This is a genomic window from Mycetocola sp. Y444, from assembly GCF_059445295.1.
Map to the genome: position 1 here is coordinate 1,406,947 of NZ_JCAIUB010000001.1, position 19,272 is coordinate 1,426,218.

Genomic DNA, 19,272 nt, shown 5'->3' on the forward strand with positions numbered 1-19,272 from the left:
GGGGTCAGCCGACGAGACCGAGCGTCTCGAGGAACAGCGCCGCGTATCGCGGTGCGTCGACGTCGAGGGCCACCTCGATGACCGACCAGTCCCCGGCTCCCCCGTAGATCACGTCTTCACCCGAGTACCGCCGCCGGTCGACCACGGTCTGTCCGCGGCCGTAGCCGGCGAGCTCGACGCGCACCGGCCGACGCTCCACCCGCAGCGACTCGGGTTCGACGAGGGCGCAGAGCGCCCCGGCGTCACCGATCAGCCCGGTGTAGACGAGGCTGCTGTCTTCGCTGAGGGCCACCCGGTTACCGAGCAGGGCACCAACGACCGCCCCGAGCGGCGAGCCGCCCTTCGCAAGTCTTGCCGCGGCATCCTCGGCCACAGTCACCTGGTTGAACACGTCGAGGCCGTACATGAAGATCGGGATGCCGGAGCCGAGCACGATCGCGGCGGCTTCGGGATCGTGCCACACATTGAACTCAGCGAGGGCGGTCGCATTGCCGACGCTCGCCGAGCCACCCATGAACACGATCCGGCTGATCTTGTCGATGACCTCGGGATGCGTGCGCAGGAGCAGTGCCAGGTTGGTCTGGGGCGCGAGTGCGACGAGTGTCAGTGGCTCGTCGCTGTCGGCCAGCGTGCGGCGCATGAGCTCGACGGCGCTCACCGATTCGGGCACACGTGACGTCTCGGGAAGCACGAGGCCACCGAGCCCGTCCTCGCCGTGGACGTGGGTTGCCGCACGGCTGGGCGCCAGCAACGGGCGAACCGCACCGGCCGCGACCGGGATCGGCGGGGCGCCAGCGGCGTCGAGAATACGCAGCGTGTTCTCCACGACCTGAGCGAGCGGCGCGTTGCCTGCGACACACGTGATCGCACGGACATCGAGCGACGGATGCTTCACGGCGAAGATCAGGGCGAGGGCGTCATCAACACCGGTGTCGACGTCGAGAAGAATCGGGAGTGTGCGCATCCGACCAGCTTAGAAGCTGCGCGGGATGCCGCGGATGCCGCCAGCGCCGCTGAGCGAGCCCAACCGCCCACCGCCGTGCAGGCAATCGAACGGTTATCAGGACCAATGTCAAGAAACCGTCCTGATAGACGCCCTCTTTCCTGATAACCGTGCGACCGCTCTCGTGCCTCAGCTGGTGCCGCCAGCGCCGCTGAGCGAGCGCAACCGCCCACCGCCGTGGAGGCAATCGAACGGTTATCAGGACCAATGTCAAGAAAACGTCCTGATAAACGCCCTCTTTCCTGTTAACCGTGCGACCGCTCTCCTGCCTCAGCCGGTGAGGCCTCGAGCACCCGTCTGCCTGGAAGCCCCGAGATAAGGAAAAAGCGCCCAGACAAGGACAGAAACGGCTCGCGCGTCCTTATCTGGCGCCGATGTCCTTATCTGGCGGCGAAGGCTTAGCCGGCGCGGGCCTCAAGCAGGTCGCGCAGCGAGACATTGACGGACGACTCGAGCAGGTCTTGCACCCCGACCCCCGGACACCCCGAGATAAGGAAAAAGCGACCAGACAAGGACAGAATCGGCCCGAACGTCCTTATCTCGCGCCAATGTCCTTCTCTGGCGCCGAAGGCTTAGCGGGGCGCATCGAGCAGGTCGCGCAACCAGCCGGCGCCGCGGGTGGTCGCGCCGAGCGCCTCAACCCGTTCACGCAGTCCGCGATCGCTCGTGACGACGGTGACGGATGCCCCCGGCCCGGCGGTCAGCCGCGCCACCTCGTCGACGATCCGCGAGTCGCCGTCGGCCGATGCGCGCACCACCTCGAGTCTGTCCGTCGCGTCCAGAACAGCATCGTTCGCCCGGCCTTCCAGCACAGCGACGATCTCCGGCCACCAGTGGGACTGGGGCAGTCCGAGCTCGGCGGCCGGCACACCGGACGAAGCGAGCCCGACGAGCTGCCGTCCCAGCCGTTCCGCGGCGCCGGCGCGGTCGTTCCACCAGCCATCCGGGCGCGAGCCAACCACGTTCGCCATATCGACGACGATCACAGGGCGGAAGCCAATGTCGTCGCGCAGTCGTGGCCACGCCGCCGCGAACCCCGGGTGGAGCGGGAGCTCATCGACGGCATCGAGCGCGACCCATCGCAACTCGATACTCTCCGGGTCGGAGATCTGCGGGTCGAACCGGGCAACGGCGTCGGCGACCACCGTGACGTACGACCACACGCCGAGGTCGAGGGTCATCGAGAACCGCGGCCGAACGGCATCCGTCGGCACAGCAGCCTCTTCGCTCGCCTCACGGATCGCACCGTCGACGGCGTTCTCTCCCTCGTGGCGCGCACCGCCTGGCAGACCCCAGGTGCCGCCGAAGTGACTCCACAGCGCCCGGTGCTGCAGCAATATTCCGCGTTCGGCATCCACAACAAGAAGCCCGGATGCGCCAAAACGGCCCCAGTATTTGGAGCCGTCTTCGGCGTGCACCCAGGCGTCGCCCGGGTTACGCGGGTGCGGCGGCGGGAACTCGTCAGTCACAGTTCAGCTTCTCACGAGTTCCGCCGCGGCAATCGGATTATGTCCTTTTGCGCTTCTCACGAACACGCATGTTGACGTTGATCGGGCTGCCTTCGAATCCATAGATCTCGCGGAGACGACGCTGGATGTAGCGACGGTAACCCGGGTCGAGGAAGCCCGTGGTGAAGAGCACGAATGTCGGCGGGCGGCTCGAAGCCTGCGTACCGAACAGGATGCGCGGCTGCTTGCCACCGCGAACGGGGTGCGGGTGCTCGGCGGTGAGCTCGGCGAGGAACGCGTTGAACTTGCCGGTGGGCAGGCGGGTGTCCCACGACTGCAGTGCCAGTTCGAGCGCCGGAACGAGCTTCTCCATGTGGCGGCCGGTGCGGGCGGAGATGTTGACGCGAGGAGCCCAGGCCACGTGGGCCAGGTCCTGCTCGATCTCACGCTCGAGGTAGCGGCGACGTTCGTCGTCGAGGAGGTCCCACTTGTTGAACGCGAGCACGAGCGCACGGCCCGACTCGAGAACGAGGTCGATGATGCGAACGTCCTGCTCGCTGATCGGCTCGGAGACGTCGAGCATGACGACGGCAACTTCGGCCTTCTCCAGCGCGGCGCTCGTGCGGAGCGTGGCGTAGAAGTCGGCGCCCTGCTGCAGGTGAACACGACGACGGATGCCTGCGGTGTCGACGAAACGCCACACCTTGCCACCGATTTCGACCTGCTCATCGACCGGGTCGCGGGTGGTTCCGGCGAGTTCGTTGACGACGACGCGCTCTTCGCCGGCGGCCTTGTTGAGCAGGCTCGACTTGCCGACGTTCGGGCGACCGAGGATAGCGACGCGACGGGGTCCGCCGACCTCTTCCTTGGCGACTGCCGAAACCTCGGGCAGCTTGGTCATGATGAGGTCGAGCAGGTCGGCAACACCACGGCCGTGGAGCGCGGAGACCGGGTACGGCTCGCCGAGGCCGAGCGACCACAGCGATGCAGCGTTCGGCTCCTGGCGCACATCGTCGACCTTGTTGGCGACGAGGAACACGGGCTTGTTGATCTTCCGCAGCATGCGAACGACCTGCTCGTCGGTGGCTGTTGCCCCGACGTTGGCGTCGACGACGAAGAGAACGGCGTCGGACAGGTCGATAGCAACCTCTGCCTGGGCGGCGACGGACGCGTCGATGCCCTTCGCGTCTGGCTCCCAGCCGCCGGTGTCGACGAGGGTGAACTGGCGTTCGTTCCACTCGGCCTTGTACTTGACGCGGTCGCGCGTGACACCGGGGGTGTCTTCGACGACGGCTTCACGACGGCCGAGGATGCGGTTCACGAGCGCGGACTTGCCGACGTTCGGGCGACCGACGATCGCGAGCACCGGCAACGCCGGGAGGTACCGAATGGCATCCGGGTCATCGGTGGCGGCACCGAGGATGTCGAGGTCGTCGTCGGCGAGGTCGTAGTCGTCGAGACCGGTGCGGAGCGCCTCAGCCCGGCGGGTGGCGAGCTCCTCGTCGATGTCGCTCATTCGTTCGGCGAGTCGGTCGTCTGTCTCTGTGGTGTCTTCGTCAAAGGCGTCAGCCATGGTTGTCTCTCTCTGCGATCGTGCCACGCGGTTGGGCGGATCGATCTACTTTTCTTGCGAGGTGCGAATCACGTCGAGTACAGCATCGACGGTTTCGTCAAAGTTCAGGTTGGTGGAATCGACGGTGACAACGCCATCCGCTGCTGTCATGAAGTCGACGACGCGCGAATCCGCGCGATCACGTTTCTGCAACGCAATTGCAACGTCGGAAGCCGACTCAGTCGCAAGTTCTGCAGTGCGTCTTGACATTCTAGCCTCTTCACTGGCTGTGAGCAGAATGCGCGCGGTGGCATCCGGGGCAACGACCGTCGTAATGTCCCGCCCCTCGACGATAATTCCTGGCTTATCGGTGTCGCGAATGATGCTGCGGAACAGCTCGGTGAGGTGCGACCTCACCTCAGGAACGCGCGCGATCGCGCTGACGGCCGCCGACACGCGCGGTTCACGGATGCTGTCGGTCACGTCGGTGTCGCCGACGCGCACGACGTAACCGTCAGGGTCGGTGCCGATCGAGTAGTCGAAGCTCGCGAGCGAGGCGATCACCGCGGCTCCCTGCTCCGGGTCCGCGTTCGAATCGAGAACGTGCCAGGCCAGGGCACGGTACGCCGCACCGGTATCGAGGAAGGCGAAGCCGAGGCGCTTTGCGGCTGCCTTCGACACACTCGACTTTCCGCTTCCGGCTGGACCGTCGACGGCTACTACTGTTTTCGTCACTCTTACGTGCTCGCAATCCGCCAGCCGCGCGCCTCGAGGTCATCGATGGCGCGCTGCTGAACCTCGGGAAGAACCGCAATCTCGGCGAGGCCGATCTGAGCACCTGGTGAGTGCTCGAGTCGCAGGTCTTCCATGTTCACTCCGATGTCACCGAGTTCGGTGAGGAGCTTTCCCAATTGGCCTGGGGTGTCGTCGACCATGACGACGATGGTTTCGAAGCGCCGGTCCTGGCCGTGCTTTCCGGGGAGCCGCGCAACGCCTGAGTTGCCCTGGGCAATGGCGTCCGCGACGGTTCGCCGCGCGCCCGCCGCATCGGGGTCACGAAGCGCGTCGGTCACCCGGGCAAGATCGGCGGCGAACGCGTCAAGCACCTCGACGACAGGCGCGGCGTTCGAGGCGAGGATCTGCACCCAGAGTTCGGGAGCACTCGACGCGATCCGCACGGTGTCGCGGAGGCCCTGCCCGGTGAGGCGAACGGCGGAGTCCGGTGCGTGCACGAGCTGCTTGGCCAGCACGCTCGCGACGAGCTGCGGCACGTGCGAGACGAGGCCGACCGAGCTGTCGTGCTCCTCCGGCGTCATCTCGATCGGGCTCGCCCCGAGATCCAGCGCGAGGTCTTCAACGAGCGCGAGCGCCTCCGGCGGGGTCTCCTCATCGCGGCAGATCACCCACGGCCTGCCGAGGAAGAGGTCGGCGCGGGCTGAGATCGCTCCCCCGCGCTCACGTCCGGCGAGCGGGTGTGACCCGATGTACCGCGTGAGATCCACGCCGCGGTTCACCAGCGCGAGGTACGGCTCGAGCTTGACGCTCGCCACATCCGTCACCACTGCGGTTGGGAACCGAGCGAGCTCAGCCTCGATCACGTCGGCCGTGACATCCGGCGGCACGCTCACGACGATGAGCCGAGGCTCGTCATCGGGGCGCTCGGCCCGGCCTGCACCGTAGTCGACGGCGAGCCTCAGCTGCGCTGGCGACGCGTCGGCGAGGATCACGTCGACGCCCGTCGCGCGAAGGGCGAGGCCGATGCTCGCGCCGAGCAGGCCAGCGCCGACAATGCGGACCTGGCCGGTCAGCCGGGGCGGGGACATGCTCACAGTGTGCTCTATTCGGACGATTCGGATGCCGCAGCGGCGCGAGCAGCATCACGCTCGGCGTCTCGCTCGGCCTTGTCGAGCTTGGTCACCTCTCGCGAGATGGTCAGGAGCTCACCGAGTTCAACTTTAGTCAGTTCGCGGGTCTCACCGGGGCGGAGGGTGCCGAGCGAAACGGGACCGAACTGGCGGCGCACAAGCTCAAGAACCGGGTGACCGATCGCAGCGAGCATCCGTCGCACAATGCGGTTCTTGCCCGAGTGCAGCGTGAGCTCGACGAGGCTGCTGTCGCCCGTGCTCTGGCCGGCGAGAAGTCGCGCCTTGTCCGCGGCGATGACGCCGTCCTCGAGTTCGACACCGCGCATGAGCGTTGCGATGTCCTGGGCGGTAACCCGGCCGGACACCTTGGCGATGTAGGTCTTGAGCACGCCGAAGGACGGGTGGGCGAGCATGTGCGCCAGGTCGCCGTCGTTGGTGAGGATCAGCAGGCCACTGGTCTCGGCGTCGAGGCGACCGACGTTGAACAGTCGCTCCTCGTAGCCGGTCGTGTACTGGGTGAGGTCAGCGCGGCCACGCTCGTCGGCCATGGTGCTGACGACGCCGACCGGCTTGTTCAGCACGATGTAGCGCTTCGTGGTGTCGAGCTGGACCGGAACGTTGTTGACCTCGACGAGGTCGTTCTCGGGGTCGATCCGTCGCCCGAGTTCGCGCACGACGGTGCCGTTGACGCGGACGCGGCCCTCGACGATGTACTGCTCGGAGACGCGGCGGGATGCCACGCCGGCAGCGGCGAGGACCTTCTGCAGGCGAACGCCCTCCGGCTCGAACGGGTCGAAGCGTGGTTTCTCGCCCTGTTCGGCGTCGTCGGACTGGAAGTCCTCGTCTGGGGTGTTGTTATCGGAAGTCACTGTCGAATCCTTCGGTGCCATCGGCGAGCAGGGGTGAAATGGGGGGCAGTTCGTCGATCGAGTTGATGCCGAGCTGTTGCAGCAGAACGTCGGTGGTGCCGTAATTGATGGCGCCGGTCTCACTGTCGGTGAACAGTTCGGTGATGAGTCCACGGCCAGCGAGGGTCCGAACGACCGAGTCAACGTTGACGGCACGGATCGACGCGATCGCGCCGCGGGTGATCGGTTGCTTGTACGCGATCACCGCGAGCGTCTCGAGAGCCGCCTGAGATAGTTTGCTTGGGTTTTCGCTCGCGACGAAATCGGTGACAGCGGTATCGAACTCGCTGCGCACGTAGATGCGCCAGCCGCCGCCGACCTCGCGCAGTTCAAAACCCCGCCGCACTGAACCGTCGACGCCATCGTAGTCAGCGACGAGTCGCTCGATCGCGGCGTGCACGACCTTCACCGGCCTGCGGAGAGCCGTCGCGAGGCTCACGAGGCTCTGCGGCTCGTCCGCGATCATCAGGATGGCTTCGAGCGCCCGTTCAACGTCGGCGATGGGCGGAGCCGCAGCGGTGACGTCAGCGGCATCCGGTGCCTGGCTGTCGTCAGCGGGAGCGTCGGCTTCACGAATGCCCGCGTCCATGGCGCCTGTCTCAATTGTCATAGTCTGCTCCCAGGTTGGCCAGGGTCTCCTCGGTGAAGTTCTCGGCGGTCCACTTGAGCGTCAGCTCGCCGAGCGGCTCCAGCTGCTCGAAGCTCAGCGCAGCACGCCGATACAGCTCGAGGACGGCGAGGAACCGGGCGATGATGACGCCCTTCGCATCCGCACCGGCGATGATCTGCCGGAACGTCATCGGTTCGCCGTGCTTGAGCATCGCGACGACGTGGGCCGCCTGCTCCCTGATGCTCACGAGCGGCGCGTGCAGGTGGTCGAGGCCGACGACGGGAATCTCCCGCGGGGTGAGCGCGAGGGTTGCCAGCGCCGCAAAGTCGTCGAGGGTGACGGTCCACACCAGCTCGGGTTTGCGCTGCCGGAACTTCTCCTCGAGCCGCACCGAGCGGGCGTGGCGAAGCGTCTCCTTCTCGAATTTTCCCGAGAACCAGGCGGATGCTTCCTTGAAGGCGCGGTACTGCAGAAGCCTGGCGAAGAGGAGGTCGCGGGCCTCGAGCAGCGCGACGTCTTCGGCGTCGACCAGTTCGCCCTGCGGGAGAAGGCCGGCGATCTTGAGGTCGAGCAGGGTCGCTGCGACCACGAGGAACTCGCTGGCCTGGTCCATCTCCTCGGCGGAGTCGAGGCCGCGCAGGTAGCTGATGAACTCGTCGGTCACGCGAGACAGCGAGATCTCGGTGATGTCGAGCTCGTGCTTCGTAATCAGCGACAGCAGGAGGTCGAACGGTCCCTCGAAGTTGCCGAGGGCGACCTGGAAGCCGACGGGCCCATCCACCCTTTCGGGCACACCGGTTGCCGCTCGAGCGGTGTCAGGCGACAGCGCCACGCGCAACCAGCTCCCTGGCGAGCTGGCGGTAGGCCTTGGCCGACGCATGCTCAGGAGCGAACTCGGTGATGGGGCTGCCTGCAACGCTGGCGTCGGGGAACTTGACCGTGCGACCGATGACGGTTTCGAGCACGTCGTCACCGAACGCGTCGACGACGCGCTCGAGCACCTCACGTGAGTGCAGGGTCCGCGAGTCGAACATCGTGGCGAGGATGCCGTCAAGCTCGATGGCGGGGTTCAGCCGGTCCTTGACCTTCTCGATCGTTTCGATGAGCAGCGCCACCCCACGGAGCGCGAAGAACTCGCACTCGAGCGGGATCAGCACGCCGTGGCTCGCCGTGAGGGCGTTGACGGTGAGCAGACCGAGCGAGGGCTGGCAGTCGATGAGGATGACGTCGTAGTGCGGCGTCAGCTTGCGCAGCACCCGAGCGAGGATCTGCTCGCGAGCCACCTCGTTGACGAGGTGGACTTCCGCCGCAGACAGGTCGATGTTCGCGGGGATGAGGTCAAGGCCGTCGACCGACGTGTGCTGGATGGCATCCAGTGGATCGTGCTTGTTGCTCAGCAGGAGGTCGTAGATCGTGACGGCGTCGTGCGTGTTGACGCCGAGGCCGGCGGACAGCGCACCCTGCGGGTCGAAGTCGATGCAGAGCACGCGGCGACCGTAGTCGGCGAGGGCGGCACCCAGGCTGATGGTCGTCGTCGTTTTGCCGACGCCGCCCTTCTGGTTGCAGAGCGAGATGATGCGGGCGGGGCCGTGACTCTTGAGCGGTGCTGGTACGGCGAACTCGGAAAGGGTCCGACCCGTCGGGCCCTTCTTTGCGATCGGTGTCTCCACCGAGAAGAGCTCTTCGTTTGTTTTGGCCACCTGGCTTGCCCCGCTCCTCGCGTTTTCGTGTCGTGCTGCGGTATTGATTGTATCCGCCAGCTCCGGATCGGCGGTGCGCCCACGCAGAGAGCCGCGGTTCTCGCCCTGTTGCGGGCCAGCGCCGCACGCACCCGGCGCACGGACGCAGCCCGAGAACATCACTTGCGGTCGAGCCCATCAGTTGCGCCTGATGCTCTCGACCGGAAGTGATGCTCTCGCCGGGCCAGCGACCGCTCAGCGCGCCCGCGGATGCGCCGTCGTGTACATGTCGCGGAGCGTGTCCGCCGTCACGAGCGTGTAGATCTGGGTCGTCGCCACCGACGAGTGCCCGAGCAGTTCCTGCACGACCCGCACGTCAGCTCCGCCCTGCAGCAGGTGGGTCGCGAACGAGTGCCTGAGCGTGTGCGGCGACACGTGCGCCGCGAGCCCCGCCCGTTCGGCGGCGGCCCGGATGATCAGCCACGCGTTCTGCCGGGACACCCGCTGCCCGCGCAACCCCAGGAACAGCGCCGGTGTTGCGACACCGCGCACCGAAAAGACCGGTCGCGCCCGAACGAGGTACGTGTCGAGCGCTGCCCTGGCATATGACCCGACCGGAACGATCCGCTCCTTGTTGCCCTTGCCCGTCAACCGCACGATGTCCTCGTCGAACACGTCGTCGACGTTGAGCGAGACCACCTCAGACACTCGCGCGCCCGTCGCATAGAGGAACTCGAGCAGGGCGCGGTCCCTGAGCGACTGCGGGTCGTCGCCGGATGCCGCGTCAAGCAGCGCGGTGACCTGGTCGACCGTGAGTGCCTTCGGCAACCGGCTCGGGAGCTTCGGCGGCTTGACCTCCCGGGCGACGTCGACCTCCACGGCGCCCTCGTCGAGGAGGAACCGGTGCAGGCCCCTCACCGACGACAGCACGCGTGCCAGCGACGATGCGGTCAGCGGCGAGTCCTCCCGCGTGGCCAGGTCACGGAGGAACTCCGTGACGTGTTCGCGCTTCACGTCGGCGATACCGGGAACGGTTCGCGACGCCAGCCACTCGACGTACATCGTCAGGTCGCGGCGGTAGGCGGCTACGGTGTTCGCCGACAGCCCTCGCTCAATTGAAACGTGACGCAGGTACTGGTCGAGGTCGCGCGTGAGTGACACGTCAGCTCGCCGACGAAGATCCGAGCTTCGGATGCCGCGTCCACGGCTCATCAGCGTCGCCGAGCGTCTCCCAGTTGCGTTGCTCAGCCGCAGCGGCGGCGAGCACGGCGATCGAGAGCGACGGGTTCTGAATGCGGCGCTCGAGCACCGCTGTGACGAGTTCGTCGAGCGGGGCCCAGCGCAGTTCGATGTCTGCCTCTTCGTCGGTGCGCTCAAACGCCTCCGGCGTCGCCGTGAGACCCCGGGCAAGGTACACCCGGATCACTTCGTCGCTGCCACCCGGTGAGGTCGCGAACTCGGCGAGCACACTCCAGTCACGCGCCTCGATGTCGACTTCCTCAGCGAGCTCGCGCTTCGCGGCGACGAGTGGGTCCTCCCCCTCGACGTCGAGAAGACCGGCAGGGATCTCCCACTCGCGCAGGCGGACCGGATGCCGGTACTGCTTGATCAGCAGCACCCGATCGTTCTCGTCCATGGCGAAGACGGCAACAGCGCCGGTGTGATCCAGGTACTCCCTGGCGATGTCCTGACCGTTGTAGTCGAAGACGTCGCGGCGAACGCCCCACACCATGCCGTCGAAAACGAGCTCGCTCGAGCGAACCTCGACCTCGGTGGGCTCGTCTTCGAGCGGGCCCAGCTCAGCGCTCGACGCAGACCCGATTCCGAGCCCGGGGCTGGACGCGGACTCCGCGCCCTGGCCGGACTCAGGCACCGGCGACCTCGAACAGCAGGCTGGCCTGCTGACGCTCGAGAGCGGCGCCGATCAGGCCACGGAACAGCGGGTGGGCGTGGGTCGGGCGTGACCGAAGCTCGGGGTGAGCCTGGGTGCCAACGTAGAACGGGTGCTCCTCGCGATCGAGTTCAACGAACTCGACCAGCTGGCCGTCGGGGCTCGTCCCCGAGAACACGAGGCCGGCATCCGCGATCTGCTGGCGGTAACGGTTGTTGACCTCGTAACGGTGACGGTGACGCTCGGAGATCTCGGTCGAGCCGTACAGCTCGGCGGTGATCGAACCTTCGTCGAGTGTTGCCGGGTACGAACCGAGGCGCATGGTTCCACCGAGGTCTCCCCCGGCGATGATCTCGACCTGCTCCGCCATCGTCGCGATAACCGGGAACTCGGTGTCGGGGTCGAACTCGCTCGAGCTCGCACCGGCGAGACCGGCTTCGTTGCGCGCGTACTCGATCACCATGCACTGGAGGCCGAGGCACAGTCCGAGCGTCGGGATCTTATTGTCGCGGGCGAACTTGAGTGCCCCGAGCTTTCCTTCGATGCCACGGATGCCGAATCCACCGGGAATGCAGATTCCGTCGAGGTCACTGAGCGCCTTGGCAGCACCTTCGGGGGTTTCGCATTCGTCAGACGGGATCCACTGCAGCTTGACCTTGGACTCGTGGGCGAACCCGCCGGCCCGAAGCGCTTCGGTGACCGAGAGGTAGGCGTCCGGCAGGTCGATGTACTTGCCGACGAGCCCGATGGTGACCTCGTGCTTGGGTTCGTGGACGGCCTTGAGCACCGGTGACCACGCTGACCAGTCCACCTCGCCCGCCTCGAGTCCGAGGAGGTCGATGATGTAGGCGTCGAGCCCCTGGTCGTTGAGAACCTTCGGGATGTCGTAGATGCTGGGCACGTCGACACAGTTGACGACCGCTGCCTCATCGACGTCGCACATCAGCGCGATCTTGCGCTTGTTCGACTCGGAGACGGGGCGGTCGCTGCGGAGAACGAGCGCGTCGGGCTGGATACCGATGGACCGGAGCGCCGCGACTGAGTGCTGCGTCGGCTTGGTCTTCTGCTCACCAGAGGCGTTCATGTACGGCACGAGCGAGACGTGCACGAAGAAGACGTTCTTGCGGCCGAGCTCGTGGCGCACCTGACGCGCGGCTTCGATAAAGGGCTGTGACTCGATGTCGCCGACGGTTCCACCGACCTCCGTGATGATCACGTCTGGCTTGGGATCGTTGGACGCCTGCAGGCGCATCCGGCGCTTAATCTCGTCGGTGATGTGCGGGATGACCTGCACCGTGTCACCGAGGTACTCGCCGCGGCGCTCGCGCGCGATGACCGTCGAGTAGATCTGGCCGGTGGTGACGTTCGCCGCCTGGCTCAGGTTGATGTCGAGGAAGCGCTCGTAGTGACCGATGTCGAGGTCGGTCTCTGTGCCGTCGTCAGTGACGAAGACTTCGCCGTGCTGGAACGGGTTCATCGTTCCAGGATCGACGTTCAGGTATGGGTCGAGTTTCTGCATGACGACACGCAGTCCCCGAGCTGTGAGCAGGTTGCCCAGGCTTGCCGCCGTGAGTCCCTTGCCCAACGAAGAAACGACACCACCGGTCACAAAAATGTGTTTGGTCGTGTCGTTCGAAAGGTCCGCGTCTGTAATGTTCACCACGGGCTTCTATCCTACCATGTGAGTTGCTGACCGAGCGAGCGTCAGGAGCTCCTCGGCGTGGGCGAGTCCGGATTCGCTGTCGGCGAGTCCGGAGAGCAGTCGTGCCATCTCCGCGGTCCGTTCATCTCCCGTGAGCTGTCGAACACTGGATGCCGTGACCGTACCGTCGGAATCCTTCACGACGGCGAGGTGGTTGTTGGCAAAGGCGGCAACCTGGGCGAGGTGGGTTACCGCGATGACCTGCGCGGTCTCGGCCAGCCGGGCGAGTCGCCGGCCGATCTCGATCGCCGCCGCTCCCCCGACGCCAGCGTCAACCTCGTCGAAGACGAACGTCGGCACCGGATCGGTGCCGGCGATGACGACCTCGATCGCGAGCATGACGCGCGAGAGCTCGCCGCCCGATGCCCCCTTTGCCAGGGCGCGCGGTTCGGCGCCGGCGTGGGGCCTCAGCAGGAACTGCACGTTGTCACGGCCGGAGAACGTCAGTTCGTCGTTCGTGGAGACCTCGATGACGAGCGTCGCGTCGGGCATGGCGAGAGCCGAGAGTTCGTCCGAGACCGCGGATGCCAGTCGTTCGGCGGCATCACCGCGCACCTCGCTCAGGCGCGTCGCCAGGGTGTCGACGAGTGCGGCATCCGCTTCGACGACGGCGTCGAGCTCTTCGATCCTGTCGGTGTCACTGTCGAGTTCGAGCAGCCTGGCGTTGCCGTTCTCGAGAACCGCAAGCACGTCGTCGAAGCCGGGACCGTACTTGCGCATGAGGATGCTCAGTTCGTTCCGCCGGTCCTGCACGATCTCCAGTTCCCTGGCACCGTCGGCGTCGAGGCCGGCGAGGTAGCGCGACAGCTCGAGTGCCACCTCCGACAGCTGGTAGCTCGCACTCGCGACCTGCTCGGCCAGCGTGCCGAGCTCAGCGTCGTAGGACGCCACCCGTTCGAGTTGCCTGCGGGCCGAGTCGAGCAGCACGACAACATCGGGGCCATCGGATTCTTCGGCGGAGATGGCTTCGCGCGCACTCGCCGCAGCGATGCGGAGATCCTCGAGGTTGGTGAGCTTTTCGGCACGAACGGCAAGCTCGTCGTCTTCGCCCGGTTGCGGTGCGACCGCCTCGATCTCCGCGATGATCTCGCGAAGCTCAGCGGCTTCGGCACTCCGCGCGTCGCGCTCCCGGACCAGCCTGTCGCGTTCGGTCGCGTTCTCGAGGTATCGCGAGTAGACGGTCCGGTAGTCGTTCAGGGTGGTGGTCAGCTCGGCGCCGGCAAATCGATCGAGGGCATCGCGCTGCGCCGACTGCGATCGCAGCCTCACCTGGTCCGACTGACCGTGCACGACGACGAGTTGCTCGCCCAGCTCGGCGAGGACGCCGACCGGTGCACTTCGCCCGCCGACCTGCGCGCGGCTGCGGCCCTCGGCGGAGATCGATCGCCCAAGCGTGAGTTCCGCCTGCGACTCGCCGAACGGGTCGACGCCGCCGCCCGCCTCGGCCACTCGATCGGCGACGGCACCGTCGGCCGGAATCACCCACCGTCCATCGACACTGGCCTGGCCGCTGCCCTGACGGATGACGCCGGAATCTGCACGCCCGCCCAGAAGAAGGCCGAGAGCGGTGACGACCATGGTCTTGCCTGCGCCGGTTTCACCGGTGATGGCGGTAAAGCCGCGGCCGAGCGGGAGCGACGCCTCAGCGATGACCCCGAGGTCGCGGATGCCGATTTCCTCAATCATTGCCGTCTGGTCCCCTCCAGCCCGTGACGGGCAGGTGGAATTTCTTCACCAGCCGGTCGGTGAACGGGCTCTGGTGCAGGCGCGCGAGACGCACCGGGACCGGTGAGCGACGAACGATAACGCGGGCGCCCGGTTCAAGATCGTGAGTTCGGCGTCCGTCGCACCACAGGACGCCCGTCGCGCTCGTGCGCTGGAGCACCTCGACGGCGAGCGACGAATCTGGTCCGACGACGAGAGGGCGCGCAAAGAGGGCGTGAGCACTCAACGGAACGAGCATCATCGCTTCCACTGTCGGCCAGACGACGGGACCACCGGCGGAGAAACCGTACGCTGTCGACCCTGTGGGCGTCGACACCACGACGCCATCACAACCGAAGGAGGAGAGCGGCCGGCCATCCACTTCGATGACGACCTCGAGCATCCGCTCTCTGCTGCCCTTCTCGACCGTCGCTTCGTTGAGCGCCCAGCTCTCCCAGACGACGTCGTCGCCCACCTTGACCCGGACGCTCAGCGCCAGTCGCTCTTCGACGAGGTAATCGCCCGCGATAACGCGGTGGACAGCATCCGCGAGGTCGTCTCTCTCGCTCTCGGCGAGGAATCCGACGTGTCCGAGGTTGACACCGAGCAGCGGTGCCGCGAACCCGCGAACCAGTTCGGCCGCGCGCAGGATGGTGCCGTCGCCGCCGAGCACGATCACGAGTTCGAGTTCTTCTCCCGAGACGTCCTCACCGAGGATCGCGACGTTCTCGAACACCGCGCCCGCTGCCCGGAGCTCGTCGCGTTCGACGCGCGCGAGCACGGGGTGCGCTCCAGACTCCTGCAGTTGCCGAATGACCTGGGTCGCGGCGTCGACCGAGTCTTTTCTGCCCGTGTGGGAGACCACAAGGATGAATCTGTGTTCAGAATTCATCCGGGTCACGCTCCAGCTATCTCGGTTATCGTCGTCAACCATTCTGTCGGATTGCGTGCGGTATCGCTTGGGCCCTTGACATCGGTTCCGACCGGGCGGAACCAGGCCAGGTATTCGCGGTTGCCGTGACCGCCGACGATGGGCGACTCGATGAGGCCGGCTGTTCCGAGTCCCAGATCCCAGGCATGCCAGAGCACTGTCGCTATGGCGTCCTGTCTGAGCCCGTCGTTACGGACGATGCCCTCGCGGATGCCGCCGCGCCCCACTTCGAATTGCGGCTTGATCAAGAGGATGAAATCGCTGGCAGGCGCCACCGATCCCTGGAGAGGCCCAAGGACGTGGGTGAGGGAAATGAAGGACAGGTCGCCGACGACGAGGTCGGGGCGCTCTGACTGGCCGGATGCCCATGCGAGGTTTTCCGGCGTGAGCTCGCGGACGTTGAACCCCTCGATCACGCTCACCCGCTCGTCGCGGGCGATCTCCGGTGCGAGTTGCCCGTGTCCGACATCGAGCGCGATCACGTGGCGTGCTCCGCGTTCGAGCAGCACCTGGGTGAATCCGCCCGTTGAGGCGCCGGCATCGAGCGCGAGCCGCCCGGTGGGGTCGACTCCGAAGGCGTCGAGCGCTCCGAGAAGCTTGTGCGCTCCTCGGCTGACGTAGTGGTCGGCCCCGGCGACGCTGAGTTCAGAACTCGCGCGTACCTTGGCTGCGGGCTTGACCACAGCGCGGCCATCGACGGTGACGAGGCCGTCGGCGATGAGCCGAGCGGCGAGGGTGCGCGACCGCGCGAAACCCCGGGCAACCAGGGCTGCATCGAGGCGCTGGGGGCCGTCGGTTGGATCCGGGTCGGTCAACCCGCGGCCCTCGACGGCATCCTGTCGCCGCCCTCGAGCTGCGCGCGCAGCTCCTCGTGCAGCTGGGCATACGCCTCTGCACGGGCCTCGAGCGGTTGATCTTCGATCAGCTTGAGCCGCGGGACGAGTGCATCGTCACTGGACTGGGTGTCATCGCTCACGGGACCTACGTTACCCGCGACCTCAGGAATAGAGGTGCTCCGGCACGTTGAAGCCGTAGATCGCCCGGCCAGATGCCCAGATGGCGGCACATGCGGCGCGAAGGAGATCGATGCGACTCGCGCCCTCACGGACCACGACGACATCGTTTCCGACGATCCGCACCACGGCGTCACCGACGGTCGCCTCGGAGTTGTCGCGCGACATCCGAGTAACCGGGTATGCCTCGTGCAGCTGGCGAAGGTCGTCGACGATGTAGGTCGGCCGCGAGTGCTTATCGGCGGCGAGAACGTGCTTCGCCTTGTCGACCCCGGTCAGCACGAGCACGGATGGAATCCCCGCTCGGTTTGCGCCGAGAATGTCGGTGTCCAGGCGATCACCGATGAACAGCGGGCTGGTCGATCCGAACCGGATCTTTGCCTCATCGAAGATGGGCGTCTCCGGCTTGCCCGCGACCGTGGCCAGCCGGCCAACCGCCGTGTGAACGGCCGAGACCAGTGTGCCGTTTCCTGGCGCGATGCCGCGCGCCTGAGGGATCGTCCAGTCGGTGTTCGTCGCGATCCACGGGATCTCGACACCATCTTCACGCGGGTGAAGCGCGAAGGCGGCCTCGGCGAGGTCGGTCCAGCTGACGTGCGGCGCGAATCCCTGCAGAACCGCAGCGGGCGCGTCATCCGCCGACCGCGTGACGGTGTATCCGCCCTTTTCGAGTTCGGAAACGAGACCCTCTCCCCCGACGACGAGGACCGTCGAGCCGGCCGGTACGTGCTCACCAAGTAGACGAACCGCGGCCTGTGGACTCGTGACGACGTCACTCGGTGCAACGTGCAACCCGAGTTCTGTCAGGTGTTCGGCAACCGAGGCGTCGGTGCGCGATGCATTGTTGGTGATGTAGCCAACGCGGATGCTCTCGGCCACCTTGTTGAGGCTTTCGACAGCATGCGGAATCGCGTTCGGCCCCGCGTACACAACACCGTCAAGGTCAGCGAGCACAACATCGACGCCGTCGAGCGGCGTCGACGCCTTACTTTTCCGGCTGAGCAGCGGACTCATCCGGCTCAACTCCCGTGTCGTCGTTCGTGTCAGTTGCGGTGTCGGTGTCGGTTGCTCCCGAATCTGCTGCGTCGACGTCGATCTCGTCAGCACTGGACTCGTCGTCGGTGGCATCCGCGTCGACCAGGGTCGTGGACGCATCATCCAACTCGTCAGCGTCAGCGTCAGCGTCTTCCGCGACATCGTCGAACGCCCCAGCGGCAACAGCGCTGGCCAGGTCCGTCGAGTCGTCGACCGCGATCGGGATACCCTCGGGCTCGGACACTTCGGTGTCGTCGTCTGACTCCTCGAGAATCTCAAAGATCTCGATGGTCTCGAGTTCGTTGTCACCCCGCTGTTCGGCGATCGCCGCTCCGGCGACTTCGGCGCGCTTTCGCCACAGGGCGGCCTCCTCGCCGCGACCGAGTTCTTCGAGCACTTCGGCCTCAGCTGCGAACAGCTCGGGGCTCCACTCGAATGCCCTGTCTGGGTTGAGCTCGGGGATCTGCAGTTCAGCAAGCGCGAGTTCCGGCTGGCCGAGGTCAAGCCGGGCGCCGGACATCGCGATGGCGAGAGCCACACGAACCGGTGAGGCAAGGCTCGCCCTGTCGACGCTCCGGCCGAGTTCGAGCGCACGCTCGGGACGGCCGACGCCGCGTTCGCTGTCGACCATCAGCGGGACCTGGTCGTTCGACCCTGTGATCCGGCGGTGCGTACGGAGCTCGCGAAGCGCCAGAGCGTAGTCGCCCGTCTCGTACGCCGTGATCGCGAGGGTCTCGCGGACGACGCCGATGCGTCCGGCACGACGTGCAGCGGAAAGAGCGTGCTGGTGCGCGAGTTCCGGGTCTTCCTCGATGAGCATCGCAGCCATCGCCAGGTGCCGGGCAACGCGCTCAGCGTTGTCTGCGGTCAGTGTCTTGAGCTCGTTGCGGGCAATCCGATCGAGGTCGTTTGCCGTCACTGAGTCGGGCAGGTCGGGGTCGTAGTGTTCCGAGCGCACCATGCGGTGCTCGCGCTGCATGCGCTGCTCATCGGTCATCTCGTCTTCGACCTGGCTTGCCTCCCTGTCACCGCGTGCGGGGGCTCCGCCACGGGTCCAGAGCTTCTCGTCGCGGTCGCGACCGCCACGGGGGCGATCCTCGCGCGGACGATCGGGCCGTGCACCGCGTGGCTTGTCACCGTACGACGGACGGTCCCCACGAGGCTTATCTCCGTACGACGGACGGTCCCCACGAGGCTTATCGCCGTAGGCCGGACGATCACCGCGTGGCTTATCGCCGTAGGACGGACGATCTCCACGTGGCTTATCGCCGTACGACGGACGATCCCCACGAGGCTTGTCTCCGTACGAGGGACGGTCGGAACGAGCCCGATCCCCCGATGCGGGACGGTCACCGCGCGGCTTGTCACCGTAGGACGGACGCTCTCCGCGAGGACGCTCGTCACGGCCAGCGCTCGAGCGCGGACGCTCCGTGCGGTCAGAACCCGCACCATATCGTGGACGCTCGCTGCCTCCGGTGCGCGGACGTTCGGTTCGATCCGACCCGGCTCCGTAACGCGGACGCTCGCTGCCCTCTGAACGCGGACGATCCGTCCGGTCAGAGCCGGCACCGTAACGCGGACGCTCGCTTCCGCCGGTGCGGGGGCGATCTGAGCCACCGCCGTACGACGGACGGTCACCGCTGGGGCGACCGGAGCCCGCACGGTCTGTGCGGGGGCGGGAGTCGCCTCGGCCGGAGTCGTTCGACCGACGATTCTCGCCAGATTGGCGGTCGTTCGGTCCGCGATCGGGGCGCCTGGCGCCCGAATTGTCCGCAGAATCCGGCATGAAGTACTCCCTATTATGTTGAAAAAACTGTGTTAAAACGCAAAATGGCCACCCGCACTTGGGTGGCCATTTTACTAAGTTAAGTCCGGCGGTGTCCTACTCTCCCACAGGGTCCCCCCTGCAGTACCATCGGCGCAAAGAGTCT

18 protein-coding genes are annotated in these 19,272 nt (G+C 66.4%); all 18 read right to left on the reverse strand.

The features are described from left to right. Window positions 1–4: 4 nt before the first annotated feature. Window positions 5–964 carry a nucleoside hydrolase gene (locus AC1C2M_RS06660; protein ID WP_495435670.1) on the reverse strand — a complete coding sequence of 320 codons (960 nt, stop codon included), beginning with the start codon at window positions 962–964 and terminating at the stop codon, window positions 5–7. A gap of 611 nt (window positions 965–1,575) precedes the next feature. Continuing rightward, window positions 1,576–2,472, reverse strand: coding sequence for an NUDIX domain-containing protein (locus AC1C2M_RS06665; protein ID WP_495435671.1), 897 nt, complete (start codon window positions 2,470–2,472; stop codon window positions 1,576–1,578). A 37-nt stretch (window positions 2,473–2,509) separates the two neighbouring features. After that, window positions 2,510–4,024 (reverse strand): ribosome biogenesis GTPase Der, encoded by a 1,515-nt coding sequence (gene der / locus AC1C2M_RS06670; protein WP_483403812.1) that lies wholly within the window; start codon window positions 4,022–4,024, stop codon window positions 2,510–2,512. A gap of 45 nt (window positions 4,025–4,069) precedes the next feature. After that, the gene (gene cmk / locus AC1C2M_RS06675; protein ID WP_495433754.1) at window positions 4,070–4,738 is read right to left on the reverse strand and encodes a (d)CMP kinase; all 669 of its coding nucleotides are present in this window, start codon (window positions 4,736–4,738) and stop codon (window positions 4,070–4,072) included. Window positions 4,739–4,740: 2 nt separating this feature from the next. Beyond that, window positions 4,741–5,826: a prephenate dehydrogenase gene (locus AC1C2M_RS06680; protein ID WP_483403810.1), complete on the reverse strand. Its 1,086-nt coding sequence runs from the start codon at window positions 5,824–5,826 to the stop codon at window positions 4,741–4,743. Window positions 5,827–5,840: 14 nt separating this feature from the next. Then, window positions 5,841–6,635, reverse strand: coding sequence for a pseudouridine synthase (locus tag AC1C2M_RS06685; protein ID WP_483404951.1), 795 nt, complete (start codon window positions 6,633–6,635; stop codon window positions 5,841–5,843). A gap of 88 nt (window positions 6,636–6,723) precedes the next feature. Next, window positions 6,724–7,386, reverse strand: a complete 663-nt coding sequence (scpB, locus tag AC1C2M_RS06690) for an SMC-Scp complex subunit ScpB (protein ID WP_483403809.1) — start codon at window positions 7,384–7,386, stop codon at window positions 6,724–6,726. Continuing rightward, window positions 7,376–8,218 carry a segregation and condensation protein A gene (locus AC1C2M_RS06695; protein WP_483403808.1) on the reverse strand — a complete coding sequence of 281 codons (843 nt, stop codon included), beginning with the start codon at window positions 8,216–8,218 and terminating at the stop codon, window positions 7,376–7,378. Before AC1C2M_RS06695 ends, scpB begins: the two co-directional genes overlap by 11 nt. Next, window positions 8,202–9,086, reverse strand: coding sequence for a ParA family protein (locus tag AC1C2M_RS06700; protein ID WP_495433752.1), 885 nt, complete (start codon window positions 9,084–9,086; stop codon window positions 8,202–8,204). The genes AC1C2M_RS06695 and AC1C2M_RS06700 overlap by 17 nt, the downstream gene beginning before the upstream one ends. 234 nt (window positions 9,087–9,320) lie before the next feature. Then, window positions 9,321–10,226, reverse strand: a complete 906-nt coding sequence (gene xerD / locus AC1C2M_RS06705; protein ID WP_483403806.1) for a site-specific tyrosine recombinase XerD — start codon at window positions 10,224–10,226, stop codon at window positions 9,321–9,323. A gap of 1 nt (window position 10,227) precedes the next feature. Continuing rightward, window positions 10,228–10,797 carry an NUDIX domain-containing protein gene (locus tag AC1C2M_RS06710; RefSeq protein WP_495434216.1) on the reverse strand — a complete coding sequence of 190 codons (570 nt, stop codon included), beginning with the start codon at window positions 10,795–10,797 and terminating at the stop codon, window positions 10,228–10,230. A 133-nt stretch (window positions 10,798–10,930) separates the two neighbouring features. Further along, on the reverse strand, window positions 10,931–12,616 hold the full coding sequence (pyrG, locus tag AC1C2M_RS06715) for a CTP synthase (RefSeq protein WP_483404949.1): 1,686 nt from the start codon (window positions 12,614–12,616) through the stop codon (window positions 10,931–10,933). Between the two features lie 9 nt (window positions 12,617–12,625). Next, window positions 12,626–14,344, reverse strand: coding sequence for a DNA repair protein RecN (gene recN, locus AC1C2M_RS06720; protein ID WP_495435672.1), 1,719 nt, complete (start codon window positions 14,342–14,344; stop codon window positions 12,626–12,628). Beyond that, entirely contained in the window at window positions 14,337–15,254 is a 918-nt protein-coding gene (locus AC1C2M_RS06725) for an NAD kinase (RefSeq protein WP_483403804.1), read from the reverse strand. The genes recN and AC1C2M_RS06725 overlap by 8 nt, the downstream gene beginning before the upstream one ends. Before the next feature lie 5 nt (window positions 15,255–15,259). Further along, a complete protein-coding gene (locus AC1C2M_RS06730; RefSeq protein WP_495435673.1) occupies window positions 15,260–16,108 on the reverse strand; it encodes a TlyA family RNA methyltransferase in 849 nt (282 codons plus the stop codon). Next, a complete protein-coding gene (locus AC1C2M_RS06735; protein WP_162924917.1) occupies window positions 16,105–16,269 on the reverse strand; it encodes a hypothetical protein in 165 nt (54 codons plus the stop codon). The genes AC1C2M_RS06730 and AC1C2M_RS06735 overlap by 4 nt, the downstream gene beginning before the upstream one ends. A gap of 22 nt (window positions 16,270–16,291) precedes the next feature. Next, window positions 16,292–17,320 (reverse strand): HAD-IIA family hydrolase, encoded by a 1,029-nt coding sequence (locus tag AC1C2M_RS06740; RefSeq protein ID WP_495435674.1) that lies wholly within the window; start codon window positions 17,318–17,320, stop codon window positions 16,292–16,294. Then, entirely contained in the window at window positions 17,292–18,338 is a 1,047-nt protein-coding gene (locus tag AC1C2M_RS06745; RefSeq protein ID WP_495435675.1) for a hypothetical protein, read from the reverse strand. The genes AC1C2M_RS06740 and AC1C2M_RS06745 overlap by 29 nt, the downstream gene beginning before the upstream one ends. Window positions 18,339–19,272: the final 934 nt, after the last annotated feature.